Source organism: Actinoallomurus rhizosphaericola (assembly GCF_024055675.1).
Lineage (GTDB): Bacteria > Actinomycetota > Actinomycetes > Streptosporangiales > Streptosporangiaceae > Actinoallomurus > Actinoallomurus soli.
The window spans coordinates 91,909-116,186 of record NZ_JAMXMW010000017.1 but is presented as its reverse complement, the minus strand read 5'-3'; the positions used below and the strand labels follow the sequence as shown (position 1 = coordinate 116,186).

The 24,278-nt window shown below is 73.3% G+C and carries 18 protein-coding genes; 9 read left to right on the top strand and 9 right to left on the bottom strand.

The annotated features are described in order from the left end of the window. Positions 1–197: 197 nt before the first annotated feature. Together NE234_RS32005 and NE234_RS32000 are read left to right on the top strand one after the other, a co-directional pair. Positions 198–2,594 (top strand): MFS transporter, encoded by a 2,397-nt coding sequence (locus NE234_RS32005; protein ID WP_252784602.1) that lies wholly within the window; start codon positions 198–200, stop codon positions 2,592–2,594. After that, positions 2,591–3,418, top strand: coding sequence for a YceI family protein (locus tag NE234_RS32000; RefSeq protein WP_252784601.1), 828 nt, complete (start codon positions 2,591–2,593; stop codon positions 3,416–3,418). Before NE234_RS32005 ends, NE234_RS32000 begins: the two co-directional genes overlap by 4 nt. A gap of 103 nt (positions 3,419–3,521) precedes the next feature. Here the strand turns inward: NE234_RS32000 and NE234_RS31995 are convergent, their stop codons facing one another. Beyond that, complete coding sequence (locus tag NE234_RS31995; protein ID WP_252784600.1) at positions 3,522–5,501, bottom strand: putative Ig domain-containing protein; 1,980 nt, start codon at positions 5,499–5,501, stop codon at positions 3,522–3,524. 206 nt (positions 5,502–5,707) lie between these two features. Between NE234_RS31995 and NE234_RS31990 the strand changes: the two genes are divergently transcribed. Then, entirely contained in the window at positions 5,708–6,613 is a 906-nt protein-coding gene (locus NE234_RS31990) for a Gfo/Idh/MocA family protein (RefSeq protein WP_256529738.1), read from the top strand. 17 nt (positions 6,614–6,630) lie between these two features. On the opposite strand, the gene uppS is transcribed toward NE234_RS31990, so the two are convergent. Beyond that, complete coding sequence (gene uppS / locus NE234_RS31985; RefSeq protein WP_252784598.1) at positions 6,631–7,401, bottom strand: polyprenyl diphosphate synthase; 771 nt, start codon at positions 7,399–7,401, stop codon at positions 6,631–6,633. 82 nt (positions 7,402–7,483) lie between these two features. Here uppS and NE234_RS31980 point away from each other — a divergent pair, with 82 nt between their 5' ends. From NE234_RS31980 to NE234_RS31965, 4 genes are all read left to right on the top strand, one after another. Then, entirely contained in the window at positions 7,484–7,801 is a 318-nt protein-coding gene (locus NE234_RS31980) for a PadR family transcriptional regulator (protein ID WP_252784597.1), read from the top strand. Positions 7,802–7,803: 2 nt separating this feature from the next. Further along, positions 7,804–8,829: a permease prefix domain 1-containing protein gene (locus NE234_RS31975; RefSeq protein ID WP_252784596.1), complete on the top strand. Its 1,026-nt coding sequence runs from the start codon at positions 7,804–7,806 to the stop codon at positions 8,827–8,829. A gap of 141 nt (positions 8,830–8,970) precedes the next feature. Further along, positions 8,971–9,753: an ABC transporter ATP-binding protein gene (locus NE234_RS31970; RefSeq protein ID WP_252784595.1), complete on the top strand. Its 783-nt coding sequence runs from the start codon at positions 8,971–8,973 to the stop codon at positions 9,751–9,753. Beyond that, positions 9,750–12,281, top strand: coding sequence for an FtsX-like permease family protein (locus tag NE234_RS31965; protein WP_252784594.1), 2,532 nt, complete (start codon positions 9,750–9,752; stop codon positions 12,279–12,281). Before NE234_RS31970 ends, NE234_RS31965 begins: the two co-directional genes overlap by 4 nt. A gap of 28 nt (positions 12,282–12,309) precedes the next feature. On the opposite strand, the gene NE234_RS31960 is transcribed toward NE234_RS31965, so the two are convergent. The 7 genes from NE234_RS31960 to NE234_RS31930 all read right to left on the bottom strand — a co-directional run bounded on the left by NE234_RS31960 (position 12,310) and on the right by NE234_RS31930 (position 22,016). Continuing rightward, on the bottom strand, positions 12,310–13,170 hold the full coding sequence (locus NE234_RS31960; RefSeq protein WP_252784593.1) for an aldo/keto reductase: 861 nt from the start codon (positions 13,168–13,170) through the stop codon (positions 12,310–12,312). Positions 13,171–13,319: 149 nt separating this feature from the next. After that, positions 13,320–15,101, bottom strand: a complete 1,782-nt coding sequence (locus tag NE234_RS31955) for a discoidin domain-containing protein (protein ID WP_252784592.1) — start codon at positions 15,099–15,101, stop codon at positions 13,320–13,322. Between the two features lie 169 nt (positions 15,102–15,270). Further along, a complete protein-coding gene (locus tag NE234_RS31950; protein WP_252784591.1) occupies positions 15,271–16,689 on the bottom strand; it encodes an NAD(P)/FAD-dependent oxidoreductase in 1,419 nt (472 codons plus the stop codon). A gap of 148 nt (positions 16,690–16,837) precedes the next feature. Next, entirely contained in the window at positions 16,838–18,178 is a 1,341-nt protein-coding gene (locus NE234_RS31945) for a glycosyl hydrolase family 8 (RefSeq protein ID WP_252784590.1), read from the bottom strand. Positions 18,179–18,405: 227 nt separating this feature from the next. Beyond that, complete coding sequence (locus NE234_RS31940) at positions 18,406–19,413, bottom strand: acetamidase/formamidase family protein (protein ID WP_252784589.1); 1,008 nt, start codon at positions 19,411–19,413, stop codon at positions 18,406–18,408. Continuing rightward, positions 19,410–20,801 (bottom strand): APC family permease, encoded by a 1,392-nt coding sequence (locus NE234_RS31935; protein ID WP_252784588.1) that lies wholly within the window; start codon positions 20,799–20,801, stop codon positions 19,410–19,412. Before NE234_RS31935 ends, NE234_RS31940 begins: the two co-directional genes overlap by 4 nt. Positions 20,802–20,900: 99 nt before the next feature. Then, on the bottom strand, positions 20,901–22,016 hold the full coding sequence (locus NE234_RS31930) for an ABC transporter substrate-binding protein (protein WP_252784587.1): 1,116 nt from the start codon (positions 22,014–22,016) through the stop codon (positions 20,901–20,903). A gap of 45 nt (positions 22,017–22,061) precedes the next feature. Here NE234_RS31930 and NE234_RS31925 point away from each other — a divergent pair, with 45 nt between their 5' ends. Together NE234_RS31925 and NE234_RS31920 are read left to right on the top strand one after the other, a co-directional pair. Continuing rightward, positions 22,062–22,505 (top strand): MarR family winged helix-turn-helix transcriptional regulator, encoded by a 444-nt coding sequence (locus NE234_RS31925; protein WP_252784586.1) that lies wholly within the window; start codon positions 22,062–22,064, stop codon positions 22,503–22,505. 145 nt (positions 22,506–22,650) lie between these two features. Continuing rightward, on the top strand, positions 22,651–24,219 hold the full coding sequence (locus NE234_RS31920; RefSeq protein ID WP_252784585.1) for an amidohydrolase: 1,569 nt from the start codon (positions 22,651–22,653) through the stop codon (positions 24,217–24,219). The last annotated feature ends 59 nt before the right edge of the window (positions 24,220–24,278 follow it).

The following is a 24,278-nucleotide window of genomic DNA, read 5'->3' as shown; positions in this document are numbered from 1 at the left end:
CACGGGCTGAAAAGGCCGGATGCGGTCTTTATCCCTGCTAAGCAGTGATGTACCCTCAGTGTCGGGACAGATACACAATGTGAGATCGTTCCGGGGTGACAGGGGGGTGGAGACGTTCGACCATGCCTCTCCACGCCCGGTCCCACGATCTTCGCTCGCCGGCAGGCCCGCCCGACACCACTAGGAGACCTCTCCTCATGTCGACGACCGCCTCGACTCTCGTTCCCCGTCGCTGGATCGCCCTGATCTTCATCGCCCTCGCCCAGCTGATGGTCGTCCTGGACGCGACCATCGTGAACATCGCGCTCCCGTCGGCGCAGCGGGCGCTGAACATCTCGGACGCGAACCGGCAGTGGATCATCACCGCCTACACGCTCGCGTTCGGCGGGCTGCTGCTGTTCGGCGGCCGGGTCGGCGACCTGATCGGCCGCAAGCGCGCCTTCCTCATCGGCCTGATCGGTTTCGCGGGCGCGTCGGCCGTCGGCGGCGCCGCGGTCGACGAGGGCATGCTGCTGGGCGCCCGCGCGCTGCAGGGCGCGTTCGGCGCCCTGCTGGCGCCGTCGGCGTTATCACTGCTGGCGGTCACGTTCACCGTCGCGAAGGAGCGGGCGAAGGCGTTCGGCATCTACGGCGCGATCGCCGGCGGCGGCGCCGCGATCGGCCTGATCCTCGGCGGCCTGCTCACCGAGTACCTGAACTGGCGCTGGGCGCTGTACGTCAACGTGCCGATCGCCGTCGTCGGGCTCGTCGGGGCGCTGGCGTTCGTCCGCGACCCCGCCCCGCACGACGGCGCGCGCCTCGACGTCCCCGGCGTCATCCTCGTCACCGGCGGGCTGGTCGCGCTCGTGTACGGCTTCACCCGCGCCGAGTCGGAGGGATGGAGCGAACGCGGCGTCATCGGCCTGCTGGCCGGGGCCGGCGTGCTGATCGTGGCGTTCGTCGTGGTCGAGGCGGTGACGAGGGCGCCGCTGCTGCCCCTGCGCGTCGTCCTCGACCGCAACCGCGCCGGCGCCTACCTCGCGGTCGGCCTGTCGGTGATCGGCATGTTCGGCCTGTTCCTGTTCATGACGTACTACCTGCAGACGGTCAGGCACTACTCACCGGTCCGGACCGGCCTGGCGTTCCTGCCGCTCACCGCCGGGATGATCGTCGGTTCGACGCAGATCTCCGCACGGCTGATGAACCACGTACCGGCGCGCCTGCTGATGGTCCCCGGCCTGCTCGTCGCGGAGAGCGGCATCGCGCTGCTGCTGCGCATCCGGGTCGACAGCGGCTACGCCGGTGTGGTGCTGCCCTCACAGGTCCTGCTCGGCATCGGGCTAGGCGCGACGATGATGCCCGCCATGAACCTGGCCACCCTCGGGGTGGACCTACGGGACGCCGGCATCGCCTCCGCGATGGTCAACACCTCCCAGCAGGTCGGCGGCACGCTCGGCACCGCGCTGCTCAACACGGTCGGCACCACCGCGGCGACGGGCTACATCGCGGCGCACGCCACCGGCCGTCCCACGCCGGCGCTGGCCGCCGCCGGGCTCGTGCACGGTTTCCAGGTCGCCCTCTGGTGGGCGATGGGCGCCATCGGCCTGGCGGCGGTCATCGTCGCGACGCTGATCACCCGCAGGGGCGAACCGCGCGCGCCGGCGCCTGTCCGGGCGGCCCCGGACCTCCCGCGCGAGACGCGTGGCGCCGAGGCCGAGCCGCCCCGTGAGCTCGCCGCCGTCGGGACGTACGCCGAAGCGCCGTGGGACGACGGGCCGCAGGGCGAGACGCGCCTGGCGTACGCCCCGGTGGCGTCCACCGGAGGGTACGGCGGGCCCGGCGGCGCGCGGGTCCGGGGCCGGGTGCGCGGCGCCGAGGGCGGGCCGGTCACCGGCGCCGCGCTCACCCTCATCGACCTCGGCGGACGCCAGGTCGACCGGGCCGTGACCGGTCCCGACGGCGGGTACACGCTGCACGCGCCGGGCGGCGGCCCGTACATGCTGATCACGGCGGCCGACGGACACCAGCCGCGGGCGGCCACCGTCGTCCTCGGCGACGACCTCGTCGACCACGACGTGACGCTGTCCGGCACCGCGAGCCTCTCGGGCGTCGTACGCGCCGCGGCGACCGGCGGGCCGGTCGCCGGGGCGGTGGTCGTGGTGACGGACGCCCACGGCGAGGTGATCGGCTCGGCCGGGACCGGCGACGACGGGGCGTTCGTCTTCGACGACCTGGCCGCGGGCACGTGCGTGGTGGCGGTGAGCGCGGGCGGCCACCGGCCGGCGGCGCTCACCGTGGAGGTCGGGGCGGGCGGCACCACGCGGTGCGAGGTCGAGCTGCCCGCCGGCGCGCGGGTGTACGGCACCGTACGCGCCGGCAGCGCCGACCTTCTGCTGGCCGACGCCCGGGTCACGCTCGTGGACGCCGCCGGCAACGTGGTCGCCACGGCCACCACCGGTCCCGACGGCGCGTACGCCTTCGAGGACCTCGACCCCGGCCCGTACACCGTGATCGCCACCGGGTACCCGCCGGTCGCCATGGCGGTCGAGGCGGGCGAGAACGGCTCGGAGCCGTTCGGCCTGACCTTGCGCCACCCCACCGAGGAGCAGGGATGACGGACGACGGGGGCCTGCGGGCACGGGTCCGCACCACGGACGGCTGGGCGGTGCCGCACGCGGTCGTCACGGTCGCCGACATGACCGGCCGCCAGGTCTGCCGCGCCGAGGCGGACTCCGAGGGCGTGGTCCGCACCGAGCCGCTGCCGGCCGGCCGCTACACCGCGATCGTCACGGCCATCGGGTACGCCCCGTCCGCCTCGACCGCGCGCGTCGGCGCGGCGGGCGCCGCCGAGCTCGGCACGGTCCTCCTGGACCGCCAGGCCGGCACGGACCTGCCGCCACCCGGCCCGTGGTCGATCGACCCGGCCCACTCAAGCATCCTGGTCAGCGTCCGGCACCTGGGGCTGTCCAGCATCCACGGGCGCTTCGGCGAGTTCGGCGGCCGCATCGACCTCGGCCTGCCCGTCGAGAGCTCCCGCGTCGACGCCGAGATCAAGGCCGCCTCCATCGACACCGCCAACTCCCTGCGCGACGAGCACCTGCGGGGCGGTGACTTCCTCGACGTCGAGCGGTTCCCGGTCATCACCTACGCCGGTACGCGCGTCGTCCCGGCCGGCGGCGACCGTTGGACCGTGCACGGGGAGCTGACGTTGAAGGGCGTACGCCGCCCGGTGGAGCTGGACCTGACCTACCTGGGCACCGGCCCGGACCTGTGGGGCGGCGTCCGCGCCGCCTTCCGCGCCAGCACGGAGCTGCGCCGTGAGGACTTCGCGATGACCTACAACCAGGTCCTGGCGGCCGGGATCGGCGCCATCGGCACGACGCTCCGCGTGGTCCTGGACGTCCAGGCGGTGCGCGGCACGTCGCCGCCTCCGGCGTGAGGGCGGTTCCCCGGAGCACGCCCTCGCCGGATCATGCTCCCCGGAACCGGACAAGGGGAGGGCCCCGCGCGTCGGACGCGCGGGGCCCCGGACGGATGGATGGTCAGGACGCGTTGACGGCGACGTCGTCGATCGTGAAGCTCGTCTGCAGCGACGAGTCCTCGGTGCCGCTGAACGACAGCGTCACGGTCTGCCCGGCGTAGGACGACACGTCGAACGTGCGCTGGGTGTACCCGGACGCGGCGTTGGCGTTGCTGTAGGTGGCCAGGGTGGTGCTGCCGACCTTGACCGTCAGCTTGTCGTAGGCGGTGCTGCCGGCCTCGCTCGTGTCGATGTGCAGCCAGAAGCTGAGCGAGGCGCTGCAGCCGGACGGGATCGTCACCGACTGGGTGGCGCTGTCGGTGTGGGTGGTGCCGTACCCGTCGAGCCAGGCGAAGTAGCTGCCCGAGTGCGGGCTCTCACCACTGCCGCTGGTCGAGACGACGCCGGAGGTCGTCGTCCACGGTGCGGTGCCGCTCTCGAACCCGCCGTTGCTCACCTTGTTGCCCGGCGAGGAGCACCCGCCGCCGACCGTGTTGACGGTCCAGGTGAAGGACGCCGACCCGGAGGCCCCGGTCGAGTCCTTGGCGGTGACGGTGACGTTCGAGGTGCCCGCCGCGGTCGGCGTCCCGGAGATCAGGCCGGTGGAGGAGTTGATCGACAGTCCGGCGGGCAGGCCCGTCGCGCTGTAGGTCAGCGTCTGGCCCGACGCGGAGTCCGTCGCGTGGATCTGCAGGCTCACCGCTGTGCCGACCGTGCTCGTCTGGTTCCCCGGGTTGGTCACCGTGACGGTGTTGCCGCCGGTGGAGCCGCCCTGGAAGGCCGTCGCCCCGTTCGGGGTGCCCAGCCCGGTCGGCCCGTCGTATCCGGAGGTGGCGGTGCACAGGTAGGACGGGCTGCATGAGCCGTTGCTGCCCGACGTGACGTCGTTCAGCGCGCTCGTGTGAGCGTACGGATAGGACGCCGGGTACGTCCCGGACGCCGGCGACCCGCCCAGCGCGTAGACGCCGGCGATGATCGGCGCGGAGGCGCTGGTGCCGCCGACGACGAGCCATCCGCCGGTCTGGTAGCTGTCGTAGACGGCGAGGCCGGTGTTCGGGTCGGCGACGGCCGAGACGTCCGCCACGGTCCGCTTCGAACAGCCGGAGTCCTTCTGCCAGGACGGCTTCGGGTCGTAGGAGGAGCAGCCCGAGCCCGCCCCGGACCAGGCCGACTCGCTCCAGCCACGGGAGTTCGACGCCCGGGACAGCGAGGTTCCGCCGACCGCGGTGACGTACTGCGACGCCGCCGGGTACTCGGTGCCGTATCCGTTGTCACCCGACGACACGGTGATCGCGACGCCCGGGTGGTTGAAGTACGACGAGTCGCTGCTCGTGTCGGTGCTGTCCTCGCTGCCGCCGTAGCTGTTCGACACGAACTTGGCGCCGAGGCTGACCGCGGTGTTCACCGCGGTGCCCAGGTCGGCCATGCTCGGCTGGCTGGCCTCGACGAGCAGGATTTTGCAGTTCGGGCAGATCGCCGAGACCATGTCCAGGTCGAGGGACTCCTCTTCGGCCCAGCCGGAGTCGGCGGAGGGGAGGGAGGTGCCGCCGGTCTCGTTGACCTTCTTGAAGCAGCCGCTCGCCGTGGTGCAGGCGGGCAGCCCGTACTGGGAGCGGTAGGTCGCCAGGTCGGAGGCGGCGTTCGGGTCGTCGTAGGCGTCGACGATCGCGACCGTCTGCCCGGACCCGGCCGAGGAGGACGGCAGGGCGTACGCGCTCTGCAGGTCGGACGGGCCGAAGCCGGACGGCGCCAGGTTCGGCTGGATCCCCTGGCGCGCGGTGACGTCGGTGCGCACGAGGCTGAGGCAGGCCATCTGGCCGCGGCGGGTCGGCTCGGCGCACGCGCGCTTCACCGGGGAGACGTGGTGCGGTCCCGCGGACACGGCCGGGGCGGCGTTCGCCGGCGCGGTCGTGGCGGTGAGGACGGCGAGGGGCAGGGTGAGCGCGGCGACGAGGGTGAGTGCGGCGCGCCACAGACGACGGGCTCGGGTGGGGGGTGACATCCTTGCTCCCTTTCTGGCGGGAGGCCGGGGACGCGGTGGGGTCGACCGCTTCCGGCCCGTTGCACCACGATTGGTGGTGCTGCGCGGAACATAGGTATTCGTCACGTTCCGGTCAATGCGGCTTTACGCTCTCTTGACGAACGCTGTCCGGTTCTGGACGTGGGAGAGACTGAGGACTACCGAGCGGTAGGGGAAGGGTGAGAGGGTTGCGGATCGGACTTCTCGGGACCGGCCCGTGGGCGGAGCTCGCGTACGCCCCCGCTCTGCGGGGCCACGCGGAGGTGGACTTCACCGGAGTCTGGGGCCGCCGGCCCGAGGCGGCCGGTGCGCTCGCCGAGCGCTTCGGCACCCGCCCGTACGCGGACGTGGACGCCCTGATCGCGGACACCGACGCGATCGCGATCGCGCTCCCGCCCGCCGTCCAGGCACCGCTCGCCGTACGCGTCGCCCGCGCCGGCCGTCACCTGCTGCTGGACAAGCCCCTGGCGATCGACGTGGCCGACGCGCACGCCGTCGTCGCCGCGGTGCGGGAGACGGGCGTCGCCTCGGCGGTCTTCTTCACCGCCCGTTTCGCCGACGGCTCGCGTCAGTGGATCGCCGAGCAGTCCCGGCGCGGCGGCTGGTTCACCGCGCACGCCGCGTGGATCGGCGCGCTGGACGGCGGCCCGTTCGCGGACTCGCCGTGGCGGCGCGAGAAGGGAGCGCTGTGGGACGTCGGCCCGCATGCCCTGTCCGTGCTGCTCCCCGTGCTCGGCGACGTACGCCGGGTGGCCGCGGCGACGACCGGCCCCGGCGACACCGTCCACCTGGTCCTGCGGCATGACGGCGGCGCGTCGAGCACCGCCACCCTGACCCTGACCGCGCCGGAGGCGGCCACCGGCTCGACGGTCGAACTGCGCGGCGACCACGGCGTCACCGTGATACCCCCGAACGGCGACACGCCGGTGGCCGCGCTCGGCCGCATGATCGACGCGGTGCTCGAGTCGGCGCGCACCGGCCGCCCGCACGACTGCGACGCGGCGTTCGGCCTGCGCGTCGTCGAGATCCTGGCCGAGGCCGCCCGGCGGCTCTCCCCGGACACGGCGGAAGCCGACCGGACGCCTCGCGGCTGACGCGCCGGGCCGCGCGTTCAGGCGCCGTACCGACGCAGGCGGGTGGCGTAACTGCGCAGGGCGCGAAGGAAGTCGATCTCGCGGAACGCGGGCCAGGTGGCCTCGCAGAAGTACAGCTCCGAATAAGCGCTCTGCCACAGCAGGAAGTTCGACATGCGCTGTTCGCCGCTGGTGCGGATGATCAGATCCGGATCGGGACGCCCGGCGGTGTAGAGGTGCCGCGCGATGTCGTCCACGGTCAGCGCCGCCGCCACCTCCTCCAGAGAGTCGCCGGCCTCGGCGCGCTCGTACAGGTGATCGCGCAGCGCGTCGGTGACCTCCTGCCGGCCGCCGTACCCCACGGCCAGGGTGACGTGAGCGCCGGTGGCGCAGGTGCGGGTCGCCTCGACCGCGTCCTTCAGGGCGCGGGCGGTGCTGTCGGGCAGCGCGTCGAGCAGGCCGGCGACGTGGACCTGCCAGCGGGCGTCCTCGCGGGCGAGACGCTCGGCGGCCATCCGCTCGATCACCCGCATGAGGAAGGAGATCTCGGCGTCGCCGCGGCGCTGCAGGTTCTCGGTCGAGCAGAGGAAGACGGTGACGTGCCGGATCCCGACGGTCTCACACCAGGCCAGGACGTTCTCGGCGTGCGCGGCGCCGTGCTCGTGCCCGAGGCTCGGATCGTCCAGGCCGGCCCGCCGAGCCCAGCGGCGGTTGCCGTCCATGATCAGGCCGACGTGCTCGGGGAGCGGGCCGCCGGCCACCTGCCGGCGCAGGCGGCGGGCGTACAGGGCGTGGACGAGACCGGTCATCGGGCACCTTCCGTTCGCTGACGGCCACTTCGGAGCGGCGGCGGGTTGATACCTAGACAGTCTATGCCTAAGCTCTCTAGGTATGGATGCCGTACGTGGACACCTTGACGGGCTGGTGCTGGCGGTGCTCGCCACCGGCCCGGCGCACGGATACCGGCTGATCGACCTGCTCCGAGAGCGCAGCGGCGGCTTCTTCGAGCTGCCCGAGGGGTCGGTCTACCCGGCGCTGCACCGCCTGGAGCGGGCGGGCCTGATCGAGAGCGGCTGGTCGGCGGAGGAGGGCCGCCGCCGACGCGTCTACGCGCTCACCGCCGGCGGCCGGCGGGCCGTCGACGAACGGCGCCGCGAGTGGCGGTCGTTCTCCGCGGCGGTCGACGCGGTCTTCGGAACGGGGGCCTGAGGATGCGCGACCCGAAGCGGGACTTCCTCGACGAGCTGCTGACCGTCCTGCGTGTCGGCGCCGGGCGCCGGCACCGCATCGCCGCCGAGGTCTCGGATCACCTGACCGACCTGATCGAGGAGGAGCGCCGGCACGGGGCCCGGCCCGAGGAGGCGGCCGAGCGCGCCGTGGCGCGCTTCGGCGACCCGCGCGCCCTCGCCGCCGAGTTCAACGCCGACCTCGCCCGGCACTCACTGGGCCGGGCCGCGTGGGCGCTGACCGGCTGCGTCACGGTGGCGTTCGCGGCGGCGGGCCTTCCGCTCAACGGCGCGCCCCCGGCGCGCCCCTGGCCGTCGCCGGCGGTCTTCTACGCCGTTCCCGAACTGCTGGTGCAGCTCGCGATCGTCGGCGGCCTCAACGCCCTGTTCCTCACGGTCGTGGCGCCTCGGCTGCGCGGTGCCGCGCTCGCCGGGCGGCCGGCGGCGCTGGCCGGGCGCAACCTCGCCGCGGCCACCCTCGCGCTGATCCCGGTCGCGGTGGTGGCCGCCGGGAATCTCACGGGCTCCGTGCCGTTCGCCGAGCGCCTCCCGCTCGCCGTGCTGACGGTCGGCTTCCCGCTCGCCGGCTGCGCGGCGCTGCGGGCCGCCGGGCGGGCGTCCTGGCTGGCGTCGCCCCGGGACGACGAGAACGTACTGGACGTGATCGCCGCGGTCTGCCGCGCGTCGGCCGGCCGCGTGCCGTACGCGGACCTGGTGCTCCGGACCGTCTCGAGCGGGTGGCGAACGGCCTGCCGCCGGGCGCCGCGGCTCATGCGCTGGCTCGACCTCCGCCACCACCCCTGGCGGGCCGCGGCGACCGTGTCGGTGGCCGCCGGCATCGGGCTGAAGACGCCGGACCTGCTCATCGGCGACCTCGACCCCATCGCGGCCGTCATCGAGGCGGCCACGGTCTACACCTGCTTCGCCGCGCTCGGCGGCCTCCTCGGCCTGCGCGGCGGCCGGGCGGGCGACGAGTCCGAGCCCGAGCACGCGCCGCTCGTCACCACCTGAGCATCCCCGACCATCCCCCGCCCGGGCGGGCCGGCCACGCTCGCGCCGGTCCGCACGGGCGGGCCGTACGCCTCCGCCCCACCGGCGGGCCGGCCATGTGCGCCGGTCCGCGGGACGGGCCATGCCGAAAACAGGAGAACCATGCCCGGCTCTGTCTCACCGACCGTCACGACCGCCGCGGCCATCAGCGCGGTCGGGCTGTCCCGCCGCTACGGCGAGGGGCCCGCCGCGGTCCACGCGCTCCGGGAAGTGGACCTGACGGTCCCGGCGAACTCGTTCACCGCCATCATGGGACCGTCGGGCTCCGGGAAGTCGACGCTGCTGCACTGCCTGTCCGGGCTCGACACCGCCACCGGCGGGCAGGTCTTCCACGGCGACGTCGAGATCACCCGCATGAGCGAGCGGGAGCTGACCCGGCTCCGCCGCGAGCGGGTGGGGTTCGTGTTCCAGGAGTTCAACCTGCTCCCGACACTGACCGCGCGGGAGAACGTCCTGCTGCCCCTGCAACTCGCCGGGCGGCGCCCCGATCCGGGCCTGCTGGAGACCATCATCGGCCTGCTCGGGCTGGCCGAACGCCTCGAGCACCGCCCGGCCGAGCTGTCGGGCGGCCAGATCCAGCGGGTCGCCGTCGCCCGGGCGCTGGTCACCGAGCCGCGGGTCGTCTTCGCCGACGAGCCGACCGGCAACCTGGACCGGCGTTCGGGGACGGAACTGCTGCGCCTGCTGCGCCGGTGCGTGGGCGAACTCGGCCAGACCGTCGTCATGGTCACCCACGACCCGGCCGCCGCGGCGTACGCCGACCGGGTGCTGTTCCTCGCCGACGGCCGGTTCGCGGGCGACCTGGCCGGCCCGACGCTGCCGGCGATCCTCGACCGGCTGGACGCGCTGGAGGACGACCTCGGCGGGAACGGAGCGGAGCGGTGAGGGGCCTCGTCACGGTGCTGCGGCGGGGGCTCGCCGCACGCCGGGTCCGTACCGCCACGACGGCGACGGCGATCGCGGCCGCGGTGGCGTTCCTGTCCGGCACGTACGTGCTCACCGACACCATCGACGCGGGCGTACACCGTTCCGTCGCCGAGGCCGCCGGCGGCGTGTCCGCGATCGTCACCGAGGCGGGCGGATTCGGCGGGTCGCTGTTCGGCGGCACGACGACGATCCGTCCCGGCCTGGTGGCGAAGGTGCGAGGCGTGTCCGGGGTGAGCGCCGCGGAAGGCGTCGCGGCCGGCTACGCCATGCCGCTCGACCGGCGCGGCCACGCCGTCTCCTCCTCCGCCGCCATCGGCGTGTCCGCGCCCGCCGACCCGAGGCTGCGCCAGTTCGCCCTGCGCGAGGGGCACTGGCCGCGCGGCGCGGACGAGGCCGCCGTCGACGCCACCACGGCGGGGACGCTGCACCTCGCCCCGGGGCGCACGCTGCGGGTCGCCCTGGCGGGCGGCGCGCGGACGTTCACCGTCAGCGGCGTCGTCGGGTTCGGCTCCGCCGGGACCATCGCCGGGGTGAGCGTCGTCGCCTTCACCCCCGAGGCCGCGCCCGGGCTGCTCGGCACCGGCGGGAGGTACGCCGCCGTCGCGGCGGCCGGCGAGGCGGGGGTCCCGGCCGCCGCGCTCGCCCGCCGGATCAAGGCGGCGGTGGGCGCCGCCTACACCGTACGGACGGGTTCCCAGCAGGCCGACCGGCTGGCCGGCGACATCTCCGGCGCGACATCGGTGATCGGCGCCGTCCTCGGCGCCTTCGCCGTGATCGCCCTCATCGTCGCGACCCTGCTGATCGCCAACACGTTCACGATCACCGTGGCCCAGCGCACGCGGGAACTCGCCCTGCTGCGCTGCGTCGGGGCGAGCCGGGGCCAGACGGCCCGGCTCGTCCTCCTCGAGGCCGCCGCGATCGGGCTGGCCGGTGGCGTCGCCGGCCTGTTCGGGGGGATCGGGCTGGCCGCCGGCCTGCGCGCCTCCTTCGGCGCCCTGGGGCTGCCGCTGCCCGCCGCGGCGCCGGTCCTGCGGGCGCACACCGTCGTGGCGTCGCTGGTCGTCGGTGTCGGCGTGACCGTGGTCGCGGCGGGCGCCGCCGCGCTGCGGGCGTCCCGCTCGCGTCCCCTGGCCGCGCTGTCCGCCGGCCTGACGGCCACGGGCACCCGCCCGCCCGGATGGACGCGCCGGATCGTCGCGACGGGCGTTCTCCTGGCGGGGGCGTTCCTGCTCGTCACGACCTCGTCGCGGGGGCTCGTCGCGCTCGGCGCGCTGGCGCTCCTCGTGGGCGCCGGGCTGGCCGGGCCCATGCTGGTACGCCCGCTCACCGCTCCGGCGCGCCGCCTGCTGCCGGTCGCCGCGGGCGTCTGTGGACGCCTGGCCGACCGGCAGATGCTCCGCAACCCGCGCCGGGTCGCCGGCACCGGGGGAACGCTCGCCGTCGCGGTCGCCACCGTCTCCATCGTCGCCACGCTCGCGGCGACCATCACCTCCAGCCGCGCGCTCGACGTACGGCGCTCGCTGCGGGCCGACTACGTCCTCAGCACCACCCCGGGAACGGGCGCCGGGCTGGACCCGGCGCTGACCGGCCGGATCGAGCGATCACCCGGGGTGAGATCGGCCGCCGGGATGCCCTGTGGCATCTTCCGGGCGCCCGGCAACTCCGACAAACTGTGCGGCATCGACCCGGAGGCCTATCCGCGGCTCGTCGATCCTCATGTGCGTGCGGGCAGCATGGCCGACCTCGGGCCGGGGACCATGGCGGTCAGCGCCGTCGTGGCCGGACGCCTCGGGTGGCGCCTCGGCCAGACGATCCCCATCACCTTCCCGGTCGGCGGCACCCGGCCGACGCGCATCGTCGCCCTGTACGACTACGAGGAGGTCGCCGGCGCCTACCTCATCCCCCTCGCCGACTACGCCGGTCACTACCCGCCCGACCAGCAGGCCGACCAGACGATCCTCGTCCGTGCCGCCGGCGGGGCCCGGCAGCAGGTCCGCGCCGAACTCACCGCGCTGCGCGCCGACTACCCGCAGGCGACCCTCGACGACAGGACCGGCTACGGCCACCGGGCCGCCGCGGGCATCGACCTGCTCGCCACCATGATGACCGGCCTGCTGGCCCTGAGCCTCCTCATCGGCCTGATCACCGTCGCCATCGCACTGGCCCTGAGCGTCCTGGAGCGCACCCGTGAGATCGGGCTGCTCCGGGCCGTCGGCGCCGAGGCCCGCCAGATCCGCGTCATCATCCGCGCCGAAGCGCTCGCGACCGTCGTCACCGGATCGCTCACCGGAGTGGTGCTGGGACTGGCGATCGGCTGGCCGCTCGCCCGCGCCCTGAACGGGCGCGTCTTCGGCCCGCCCGGCGTCCCCGTCCCGCTCCTGGCCGTCGTCCTGCCCGCGGCGGTGGTCGCGGGGCTCCTCGCCGCCGCCGTCCCCGCACGGCGCGCCGCCCGCCTGAACGTCCTCACCGCCCTGCATGCGGAGTAGCCATGGGCCGCTCCCGGGCCGCGCCGGGTCAGACGAACAGCGGCTCGGCCCGGGACCGCTCGACCAGTGCGTCCATCGCGGCGTCGCCGGGCGCCTCGGCGAAGCGGGCGGCGGCGTCGAGGACCCGGGGGAGGAGATCCACGTCGCCGACGCTGTTGACGAAGACCCCGGGCCGGCTGAGCGCCCACCAGACGGCGAGATCGATGTCGTCCTGCCGCTCGAGCGGTTCGTACCAGGTCGACCGGGTGTGCGGGCGGCCCATCCAGGGGCGCAACGCGATCGACTTGATCGTCTGCATCGCCACCCGCCGCTCCTGGCAGGTCCGGTAGAGGGCCTCGAAGTTGTCGGCGTAGTACGAGTTGCGCATGGTGACGTAGTTGTAGGGCAGCAGGACCGAGTCGAAGTCGAACCTCTCCAGGCTCCGCCGGTGGGTGGCCGCGATCTGCGTGCCGTGACCGGTCACGCCGATCCACCGCACGAGTCCCTCCTCGCGGGCCGCGAGCGCCGCCTCGATCGCCCCGCCGGGGCTGAGGGCGACGTCCCACTCGATCGGGTCGGCCAGGGCGTGCAGCTGCCACAGGTCGACGTGGTCCACGCCGAGGCGGTCCAGCGACCGGTGGAGCTCTTCGCGGGCACCGGACGCCGTACGCTCGCCGGTCTTGGTCGCCAGGAAGAACCGGTCCGGCTCCCGCCGGAGGAGCGGGCGGAGGCGCACCTCGGCCTCGCCGTAGGAGGCGGCCACGTCGATGTGGTTCACGCCGTGCTCGATGAGGACGTCCAGGGTCTGGTCCGCGACGCTCTGGGACACCGCGGCCAGTGCCGCGGCTCCGAAGATCACACGCGTGCTGGCGTGGCCGGTACGCCCGAACTCCGCCGTCTCGATCGGCATCTGCGACCCCTTCCGATCCAGGCGGGTGTCCCGCTCCGACGCCTCATCGGGGGGACCGGCCCGCGCGGTGACGTCCACGCTACCGCGCGGGCCACATCGGCCTCACCGGCCCCGGGCCCGGATCACCAGGTCGGCCCGGGGCCCGGCGGTCAGGTGCCGTAGACCTGGAGTTCCCAGAGCGAGTAGCCCCACTGGGTCGCCCGCTGGGTGCCGTACACGCGGACGTAGCGGCCCGATCCGGTGACGTCGAGGGTCTGGACGCCTCCGGTTCCGCCGGTGGTGGAGTAGACGGTGGTCCAGGTGTTCGCGTCGCCCGAGGTCTGGATCTGGAAGGCCGTGGCGTAGGCGGTCTCCCAGTTCAGGGTCACCCGGCAGATGGACCGGGTGCCGCCGAGGTCGACCTGGAGCCACTGGGGGTCGCTGAAGGCCGAGGACCACCGCGTGCCCGTGTTCCCGTCGACCGCGTTCGGCGCCGGGAAGGCCGCCGACTCGGTCGACGACGCGGTGGCCGTCCTGCCCTGGGCGAGGTTCGTCGCGGAGCAGCCGCCGCCGGTGCCGCCGGACGGCGTGGTCCACTGCTGCTGCGCCGAGCCGGTGCAGGTCTCGATGTCGAGCCGGGCGCCGGTGTTGCCGCCGGGGTCGGTCAGGCACAGGCCGGAGTTGGGATTGACCAGCTCGCCGTTGGCCTGATGTCTCCAGACCTGGGCGTTCGTGCCGTTGCAGGGATACCAGTCGACGTCGGTGCCGCTCGTGGTCCCGGCGCTGACCACGTCGAGGCAGCCGCCCTGCACCCGCAGCGTGTCGTCGCTGTAGGTCGACCAGGACTGCCCCGCGCCGCCGTTGCACGCGGCGACGCCCATCGGGTTCCCCTCGGTGTTCAGCGCGTTCTGGTTCGTCAGGCACAGGCCGTTCAAGCCCTTGACCGCGCCCGTCGCCGTGGCGGTCGCGGTGGGGGTGGAGTTGCCGCCCTGCTCGTAGACGGCCACGTAGGAGACGCTCATCGAGGCGCCGGACGTGGTGGCGGAGGTCGGCGTCGTGCAGCCGCAGACCCCGTCGGGGTAGTTCCCACCCATCGCCAGGTCCCAGATGATGAAGAACCCGTGGTCGATGGCCTGCTGCCAGGCGGTGACGCCGACCGAGGCCTCGGTGATGGTGCTCTCGACCGTGCCGTCCATCAGGAACTGCAGCGTCTCGGCGCTGGTGTCGGTGCGATCGATGATCACCGAGTAGGTGTGGTAGCCGGTCTGGCAGGTCGAACTCGTGTCCGGGCACGCGATCAGGGCGTGCCCGGGGCTGTTCGCGGAGTCGTGCAGGGTCTGCGAGGCCTGGTTGAGGCCGTTGACGTCCTCCATCATGTCGATCTCACCGGAGACGGGCCAGCCGCCACCGGCGCGCATCGGCGAGCCCAGCGCCCAGAACGCAGGCCAGTAGCCCAGTCCGGCGGCGGGGTTCGGCTGCTGGATGGACGCCGTCATCTCCAGCTTGCCGCCGGGCGGCGCCTGGAAGTCCTCGCGGGTGCTCTCCAGGCGCGCCGAGGTCCAGGTGCTGCCGTTCTTGACGGCCTTGAGCACCAGGTGACCGTTGCCGTCCAGGTAGGAGTTGGCGGTGGAACTGGTGGTCTGCTCGCTCTCGCCGGTGCCGTAGCCGGTGCCGATGTCGTAGAACCAGTTCGCCGACGAGGGCGGCGACCCGGCGGGCCCGGCGAAGTCGTCGCTGAACACGGTCGTCCAGCCGGATGGGGGCGGAGGCACCGTACCGGCGTGCGCCGCGGGGACGCCGACGACGGTGGTCATGACCGCGCTCAGGCAGGCGCCGAGCAGCGCGATGACGAGCAGGAGCGCATGGCGCCCGTGCGACCGGGAGGAGCGCCGGGCGCGCCCTCTCCGGGGGAGCGCGATCCGAAGGGGCGGCGGGACGGGTTCGGGTGACATCGGGATCTCCTGAGAGCGAGGCGGGGGAGCTCCTCAGGGAGCGCTGTACGAGCCGTACACTCACCTCATTCGAACCTTATGTCAAGGCTAAGTTTAAGGTCGCTAGTGTTCGGCGCCGGAGGACGCGGAGCCGCCGAGCTCAGTGCCCGGAGATGCGGAGCCGCCGAGCTCAGTGGCCGGAGATGAGGTCGGCGAGGCGGGCGTAGGCCGAGGTGCGGTCGAGGCGATCGTTCTCGCGCCGGTCGGCCGCGCGGTACAGCGTGTAGATGAGTCGCACGCCGATCCAGCGCAGCGGCTCCGGCTCCCACGGGCGGACCCGGCGCCCGACCCAGGGCAGCCGGGTCAGCTCGGTGTCGTGCCGGAGCACCAGGTCGCGGAGGGTCCGGCCGGCGAGGTTGGTGGTCGCCACCCCGGTTCCGACGTAACCGCCGGCCCAGCCCAGACCGGTCTCGTGGTCGAGGTGCGCGGTCGAGCACCAGTCGCGCGGGACGCCGAGGACGCCGCACCAGGCATGGTCGACGCGCGCGTCGGCCGCGGCCGGGAACAGGTCGACGAGCATCCGCGAGAGCGCGGCGACGGTCCGCGCCTGCGTGCGGCCTCGCCGGTCGCGGCGGGAGCCGAACCGGTACGGGACGCCGCGGCCGCCGAGCGCGATCCGGCCGTCGGCGGTGCGCTGCGCGTAGATGTACGCGTGCGCCTGGTCGCCGAGGAGCTCGCCGCCCAGCCAGCCGATGTGCTTCCAGACGTCCTCGCCGAGCGGCTCCGTGACGATCATCGAGCTGTTCATGGGCAGCCACTGGCGGCGCTGCCCGGCGATCCCGGCGGTGAACCCCTCGGTCGCCCGGATCACGTACTCGGCGCGCACGGTCCCCCGGTCGGTCACGGCGGTCGCCGGCTCGTCCGCGCCGCGTGGGCGGATCTCGGTGACCGTCGTGGACTCGAAGATGTCCACGCCGAGCCGCTCCACGGCACGCGCGAGGCCCTGCACCAGGCGGGCCGGCTGAATCCGGGCGCAGTGCGGGCTGTACGTCGCGTCCAGCGCCCCGGCGACGCGCAGCCGGTCCTCGCGCTCGTCGCGGGGGAGCAGCCGCAGGTCCTCCTCGGCGAATCCCCAGTGGCGGGAGGCGGCGAGCTCCGCGTGCAGCCGGCGACGCTGGGCCGGGTTGGTCGCGACGTTCAGCACCCCGCCCTTGACGATGTCCGCCTCGACGCCCTCCCGCCCGGCGACCCGGATCACCTCGTCGACGGTGTCGAACATCGCCCGCTGCAGCGCGATGACGGAGTCCCGGCCGTGCGCGCGGGCGTAGCGTTCACGGGACCCGGCCATCTCGGCCGTCAGCCAGCCGCCGTTGCGCCCGGACGCGCCGAACCCGGCGAACTCCTTCTCCAGGATCGCGATGCGCAGGCCGGGCCGGGCCGTCTTGAGGTAGTAGGCGGTCCACAGCCCGGTGAACCCGCCGCCCACGACGCACACGTCGTACTCGCGTGCCCCGGGGAGCGGGCCGCGCGCCGCGGGCCGCCCGGCCTGGCGGTACCAGAAGGACACTCCGCCGTTGCGGAAGTCAGGGGTCTTGCGGACGGTGTCCATTCGGGTCCCGCCTTCCATCAGTGGCCGTCGCGAGCCGGTCCCCGCCGTGCCGGCGCGACGTCGTCCCTGTGCGTCGAGGTCTCCGGCGGAGCGGTCCTCTCGTGGAGGGGCCGTCCACCGGAGACCTCGACGTCCGGTGTTCGGGGCCTCAGTGCTCGGAGGGCGAGGTCCAGATCCGGAACTTACCGCTGTCGTACAGCAGTCCCAGCATGTAGAGCATCCCGTCGTAGTAGCGCGCGTAGCCGGACGGGATCTCGGTGTTCCAGAAGTCGCGGACGAAGGCCCGCCGGGCGCTGTCCGTCGCCGTGATCGCCGACGTGGAGTTCATCGCCACCAGGCCCTGCGCGTGGGCGGGCTCGTAGGTGTTCTGCCCCGACGACAGCGGCGTGCCGTCGAGGTGGTACCGGCTGACGTAGGTCGTCACGCCCTGGCCCTCGAAGAAGTTCTCCAGGGTGTTGGAGTACTCCTTCTGCCACGGCTTCGTACCGAACCACGCGGCGTCCACGTTCGCGTTGGCGATGGCCCGCCAGGCGTCTTCCTGGAAGTTGTGGGTGTAGGAGTTGTCGGTCGGGGTCTCCCCGTTGCCGAAGTACGGCGTGCCATCGAAGTTGGCGTAGTCGGGGGTCAGGCCGGTCTGCGGGTTGTGGGCGTCCTGCAGGAGCTTCTCGCCCGCGTCGTACGCCTTGTCCCACAGGTCCTTGTCGTCCTTGTCGACCGCGGCGAAGACCTTGTAGAAGGCCGGCAGCGCGTAGGACGGGTCGGTGAAGTACAGGAAGGTCGCCGGTGGGGTGAACAACGGCAGGTAGTACTTCCGGTCGAACATGTCGACGCCGCCGTTGTCGGACTCGTGCCACATCGCGTGCAGGATCTGCCGGGCCTCGGTGCCGTAGTCGTAGATCCCGTCGCCGTTGCCCCAGCGGCCCTCGGCGAAGGCGAGCGCGGCGGCGATCCACTGGTCACCGTCCGGGGCGACGCCGGTGCTGAGGATCTTGCCGGTCGTGTCGGTGTGCCAGGCGAAGAAGTACTTCTCCTTGCCGCTCTGGAGCTGCATCTTCGTCTTGGCGAAGTTCCACAGCGAGTCGAACTCGTGCTTGTGGCCGAGCTGGACCGCCATCATCATGGCGTAGCCCATGCCCTCGGTGCGGACGTCCTGGTTGCCGATGTCCTCGACGTAGGCCATGTCCGGCGTCAGCTGGTAGTAGATCGCCTGGCCGTCGCCGCGGTGGGTGGCGTCCGTGCCCGGGTCGCCGTGGAAGAGCTGCTGCCAGGCGGCGTTCACCCGGGCGTCGACGGCCCGGCGCGAGATGCCCGCCTTGACGAACACGTTGGGGTACACGCCGGTCCGGCTCGCTCCGGCGTGGCTGTTGCCCACTCCCGCCGGCGGGTTGTTCTTCGCGGGGGAGTTCTCCGCGGCCGAAGCCGTCGCGGGGGTGGTCAGGAGGGTGAGGGCCGACAGAACCGCCAGGCCCAGCTTCGCTTTCTTGCGCACGCAACACCTCTCTGCGTCGACGTGAATCCGGTCGGGGACGATTTCGGCCGTCGGCCACCGGGTGGTGGCCCTCGGCCGGGTGCGCGCGCCGCGTTCCCCGATCGAGGACGTTAAGCGCCTGAAATACTCCGGGTCAAGGCCTAACCTATGCGTAACTGCCGGTCAGTTAATCCGTAGTCCGGATTAATGGGCCGGCAGTCACACGCTCGGGTGCGAAGACCGCGATTTCAGCGCTGGGCGAGGTATCGGGCCGCGATGGCGCGCAGACGGGCGTGCGTGCCGTCATAGACGGAGGCGCCGGACAGGACGCTCTTGGAAAGTTTCGCGAGCATCGTGTAGTTCGTGTCCACCACGTTGCCGGCCGGTGCGAGCCCCGCCTGGCTGACCAACTGGTAGGCGTCGAGCGTGTCGAGCCCGAGCAACTCGGCGGTCCAGGCGACCAGGTCGTGCTGGCTGATCCGGAAGGCGTCCTCCAGCGGACGGGCCGAGCCGATGGACATGACGTGGTCGTCGCTCTCCAGGCGCGGCCAGGCCGGGGCGCCCCCCTTGATCAGATCGACGACGACGACCGTGTTCATGGCCGCCTCCACGGCCGTGCCGCACACCTCGCCCTCGCCCTGCCGGCAGTGCCCGTCGCCGATCGAGATCAGGCCGCCGGGCACGTTGACGCCGAAGTACGCGGTGGTGCCGGCGCGCAGTTCCGGGGTGTCCATGTTCCCGCCGTGCGGGCCCGGAGTGATGCTCATGATGACCTCGCCGGCGGCCGGCGCCACGCCCACCGTGCCGTGCATCGGGTCGAGCGGCAGCTCGACCTCCAGGTCACTGGAGCGCGCCGTGAACCGGCAGGTCCCACGCGCGGAGTCGACGTCGTACAGCCACACCCGCTCCTCGAGCGGCGGGTGCAGCATCGCCGTGGTGTGCGTCGTGGTCAGCGCCCCGAAGTGCGGGAAGGTGGACGAGACGGCCCAGTTCCTGGCCGGCCGGATGTCCGCGAAGTGCACCGCGACCGTGTCGCCCGGCTCGGCGCCGGCCACGGCGATGGGGCCGGTGACCGGATTGAGGTAGGGGAACTCGCAGACCTCGCTCGGCAGGTCCGCGACCGTACGGACGGCGCCGCCGAAGCAGTCCTCGGCGAACAGCTCGACCACGGTGCCCGGCTTCACGGTCAGCGCCGGTGGCCGGCCGCCGAAGGCGAAGGCGGGTTCGGCGTCCAGCGTCACGACCTCGATGCTCACTTGCTCGTCTCCTCACCGGCGATGCCCGCCAGGGCGGGCCGGCGCCGGGCGATGAGGAGCCCGACCAGCACGACCACCCCGAGGGCCAGCCACACGAAACCCATCTTCTGTGCCGCGACCTTGGCGTTGATCACGACGTATCCGAGGATCAGGAACCCGATCGCCGGAGCGATCAGGTGACGCCACCAGTCCCGGCTGCCGGAGCGGACGACGTAGTGGACCACGACGGCGACGTGCAGCACCAGGAACGCGGTCATGGCGCCGAAGTTCACCAGCGAGCTGAGCAGGGTGATCCCGTCGCCGCGGCTGTTCATGTACAGGCCCAGGCCCAGCGAAACCGCCGCGACCAGCAGGGTCGCGTTCACGGGCACGCGCCGTCTCGGGTGCACCTTGGCGAGGAAGCCGGGCAGCTGCCGGTCCCGCGCCATCGCGTACAGCAGCCGCGAGGTCGCGGCCTGGGCGACGAGCGAGTTGGCGAAGCCCCAGGAGACCGCGGTCGCCAGGGCCGTCAGCTTGGCCAGCCAGGCGCCGCCCGCGACCCGGGCGGCGTCGTAGAAGGCGGTGCCGCCCGGATCCCCGTGGGCGAGCAGCCCGGCCTGGTCGGGGACCAGCAGCGAGGCGACCCAGGTCTGCACGATGAACAGCACGCCGGTCAGCACGAGGGCGGCCACCATCGACCTGCCGATGGCGCGCGCCGACTCGCGGTTCTCCTCGGCCAGCGTCGAGATGCCGTCGAAGCCGAGGAAGCTGAGGACGGCGATGGACACCGCGCCGAAGACCAGGCTCCAGGAGAAGGTCGCGTGATCGTAGAGGGGCGACAGGGCGGAGCCGTGCCCCTTGCCCTGCGCGAGGGCCACGACGCCCACGACGAGGAAGAGCGCGAGGACGACCAGCTCGGCGACCAGCATGATCCGGTTGATCCTCGCGGTCATCTCGATGCCGAGGTAGTTGACCACGGTGTTGAGCACGACGAAGGCGATCAGCCACAGCCACACGGGGATCGCGGACACGAGGGAGTTCATCGCCACGCTCGCGATCAGGTACAGCAGGCTGGGCACGAGGACGTAGTCGAGCAGGATCATCCAGCCGGACAGGAACCCGACCGGCGCCCCGATGCCCCGGCCGGCGTAGGTGTAGACCGAGCCCGCCATGGGGAACGCCCGCGACATCTGCGCGTACGAGCCGGCGGTGAACATCATGGCGAGCATCCCGATGGCGTACGCGAGGGCGACCATGCCGCCCGAGCCCTGGAACACGCTGCCGAAGATGCCGAACGGCGCGATCGGCACCATGAAGATCAGCCCGTACACGACCAGATCCCGGAAGCTGAGCGATCGCCGCAGCTCCTGGGTGTATCCGTAACGTTCGATGCCTTCGACGTCACTCATGGATCCTCCTCGCTGGAGCGGTGCAGCGCAGCCTAGGGAATCTACTTCCAGATGAAAAGGTTTTGTCTGGAAAAATGAGTAGCGGGCGACCACCGTGGGTCAGTAGCGGCTGACGACCGTCAGATCGAGCCCGTCCGCCCTGGCCAGGTAACCGCCGGCCCGCGGCGGGCCGAGCGGCGCGGCCGCCCATGCCCTCCGCGCGTCCGGCTCACCGGGCGCGTTCAGCAGGAGGCCGGCGGCCGCCTTGACCCGTCGCGGATCCAGCGCGCCGTACGCCGCGAGGGCCGCCGCCAGGTGGACGCCGTCGTACAGGCCCTCCGCGTAGACGTCCAGCACCGGAGCGTGGCCGCCGAGCTCGGCCTGGTAGCGCTCGGCGAGGGCGATCCGCCGCTCGCCGTCCTGGCCGGCGAACGACCGCATCGCGGAGTACAGCTCGCCCGTGTCGTCGCCGCCGATGGCGAGCAGGCCGTTCATCTCGAGCGACCCGGACAGCCGGATCACCCGGGAGGCCCGACCGGACGACGCGAACACCCGGTTGAACCGGACGAGGTCCCGGCCGACGAGGCTGACCAGGACCGCGTCGGCGCGCACCCGGAGCAACGCGTCCACGGCCTCCTCGGCTCCCGTCCCCACGACCGGCTCGAACGGCAGGAGACGGTCGAGGACCACCTCGGCCCCGATCGACCGGATCAGCCGGGCGGCCACGCGGTGCACCGAACGCGGCCAGATGTAGTCGCTGCCCACCAGCGCCCACCGCCGGGGCCGCCGGTGTTCGGTCAGCCAGCGCAGCGCGGGTGCCAGCTGATCCGCCGGTGAGCCGCCCAGCAGGACCACGCCCTGTCTCCGCGCGCCGCCCTCCTGCGGCGGCGTGAAGAAGTAGGCCGACCGGCGGGCGATCGCGGCCTCGACGGCCCGGTGCACATCGCTCGTGTGGTAGCCGACGAAGGCCTGCACGAGCCCGGCGTCGGCGAGCAGCCGGGCGTCCCGCGCCACCTCCTGCGGCCGCCGCCCGGCGTCGACCAGGACGAGCTCGACGGGCCGCCCGGCCTCGGTCACCTCGCCCGCGGCCAGGCAGGCGGCGGAGAGCCCGGAGGGCCCGGTCAGACCGAGGGGCCCCGACAGCGGCAGCAGCAGGCCGAGCCGCAACACCGAGGGATCGGGCCCCGCGACCAGGAGCTCCGCGGTGTCCCGTACGACCGCCAAGCCGCCGTTCACCCGACAAGTATGCTCTCCGCAACGGACCACGGCGGAAGGCGCAACGTGTCGAATCAGAGCGAGACGGCCCTGCCCGCCGCCACGGCCGACCTCGTCGATCTGCTCACCCGCGCCCAGCGCGCCCTCGCCCGGGATCTGGGCACCGTGCTGGAGGAGGAGGGCACGTCCGTCGACCAGTGGCGGGTGCTGCGCGCGCTCGACGGCGCGGAGGGCCGCTCGATGGGCGAGCTCGCGGCGGAGGTCGAGATCCCGCACCCCACCCTGACCCGGATCGTCGACACGCTGGTCGACTCCGCCTACCTGTACCGCTCGCAGTCGAGCAGGGACCGCAGGCGCGTCTCCGTGCACGTGTCCGACCTCGGCCGCCGCAAGCTGCGCCGGCTGGACGCGCTGGCCGCCGCGCACGAACAGGCGATGGCCGCCCGCCTGGGCCCGGACACGGTCGCGACCCTGTCAGCCATGCTCAGGTCCGTACGCGAGCGGCTCTGACCCCGCTGCGGGACGCGTCACCCGCCTGCCTCCGCCGGCCTGCCAGGGTCCCGCCGATGAACCGGAATCCCCGGACGCGCCCGTTCGGCTTCTTACCGCCACTCCTACCGTGACCGCACCCGTCACCCGAGTCTGTGAGAGTCAGATGAGCATCCGCGTGTACCGCAACGCCGCCATCCACACCGGAGACGGCGGCAGGCCGCCGGCCCGGGCCATGGCCGTGGAAGGCGAGCGTCTGCTGGCCGTCGGCGCGGAGGCGGAGGTGCGCGAGGCCGCGGGGCCGGCGGCGGAGCTGATCGACCTGGAGGGCGCCGCGGTGCTCCCCGGCCTGTACGACGCCCACATCCACACCGCGCAGTACGCCCAGAGCCTGGGCGCGGTCGACCTGCGCGACGTGCGCTCCCTCGACGACGCGCTGGCGAGGGTGGCTGCGCACGCGGCGCGGCTGCGACCGGGCGCCTGGCTGTTCGGCGGCCGGTGGAACAGCAACACCTGGGACCCGCCGGCGCAGCCGGACCGGTACGCGCTGGACTCGGTCTGCCCCGAGCTGCCGGTCGCGCTGCCCAACGCCGACGGCCACACGGTGTGGGCCAACTCCGCGGCCCTGCGGCTGGCCGGCATCGACGCCGGCACCCCCGACCCGATCGGCGGCGAGATCGTCCGGGACGCGAACGGAGAGCCGACCGGCATCCTGCGCGAGTCGGCGTCCTACCCGCTGCGCGACCTCATGGTCTCCGCCGACCTGCGCGACCGGCTCCGCGCCGCACAGGAGGAGCTCCTCGCGCTCGGCCTGACCAGCGTGCACGACATCGACGGCGAGGACTGCCGGGACGCCTACCTGCAACTGCGCGCGGCGGGCGAGCTGAAGCTGCGCGTGCACAAGGCGATCCCGATGGACCACCTGGAGGCGGCCGTCGCCGAGGGCCGCCGTACCGGGCAGGGCGACGACTGGTTCCGCACCGGACCCGTGAAGATCTTCAGCGACGGGGCGCTGGGCTCGCACACCTGCCACATGAGCGAGCCCTTCGCCGGCGAGCAGGGCAACGCCGGCATCGCCGTCACGCCGTACGACGACCTGGTCACGCTGTTCGCCAGGGCCGCCGGCGCCGGCATCGCGGTCGCCACGCACGCCATCGGCGACCAGGCCAACCACCTGGTCCTCGACGCGTACGAGGCGATCGGCCGCAGCGCGCGGCTTCGGCACCGCATCGAGCACGCCCAGCACCTGCGGCCCGGCGACCTGCCCAGGATGGCCGGGCTCGGCGTCGTCGCCTCGATGCAGCCCGTCCACTGCACGAGCGACATCGACCTGGTCGACTCCCTGCTGGCCGGCCGCGAGCTGGCCTCCTACGCCTGGCGCGGGATGCTGGACGCCGGCGTCGCGCTGGCCTTCGGCTCCGACGCTCCCATCGAGCACCCGAACCCGTTCGCCGCGTTGTACGCCGCGGTGACCCGTACCCGCCCCGACGGCACCCCCGCCGGCGGCTGGCAGCCCGGGCAGCGGCTGACCATGGCCGAGGCCGTCGCCGCCCACACCGTGGGCGCGGCCTACGCCGCGGGCGAGGAGCACGACAAGGGCGTCCTCGCGCCGGGCAGGCTCGCCGACTTCATCGCGGTGGACACCGACCCCTATCGGGAGCCGGCGGAGGCGGTGCTGCGCACCAAGGTCCTGACCACCGTCGTCGGCGGCGACGTCCGCTGGCGGCGAGTCTGAAGGCGCCGCCTGTGCACGCGCTCGGCAGGTGAGGGGCCACGCGGCGGCCGCCGGTGCCG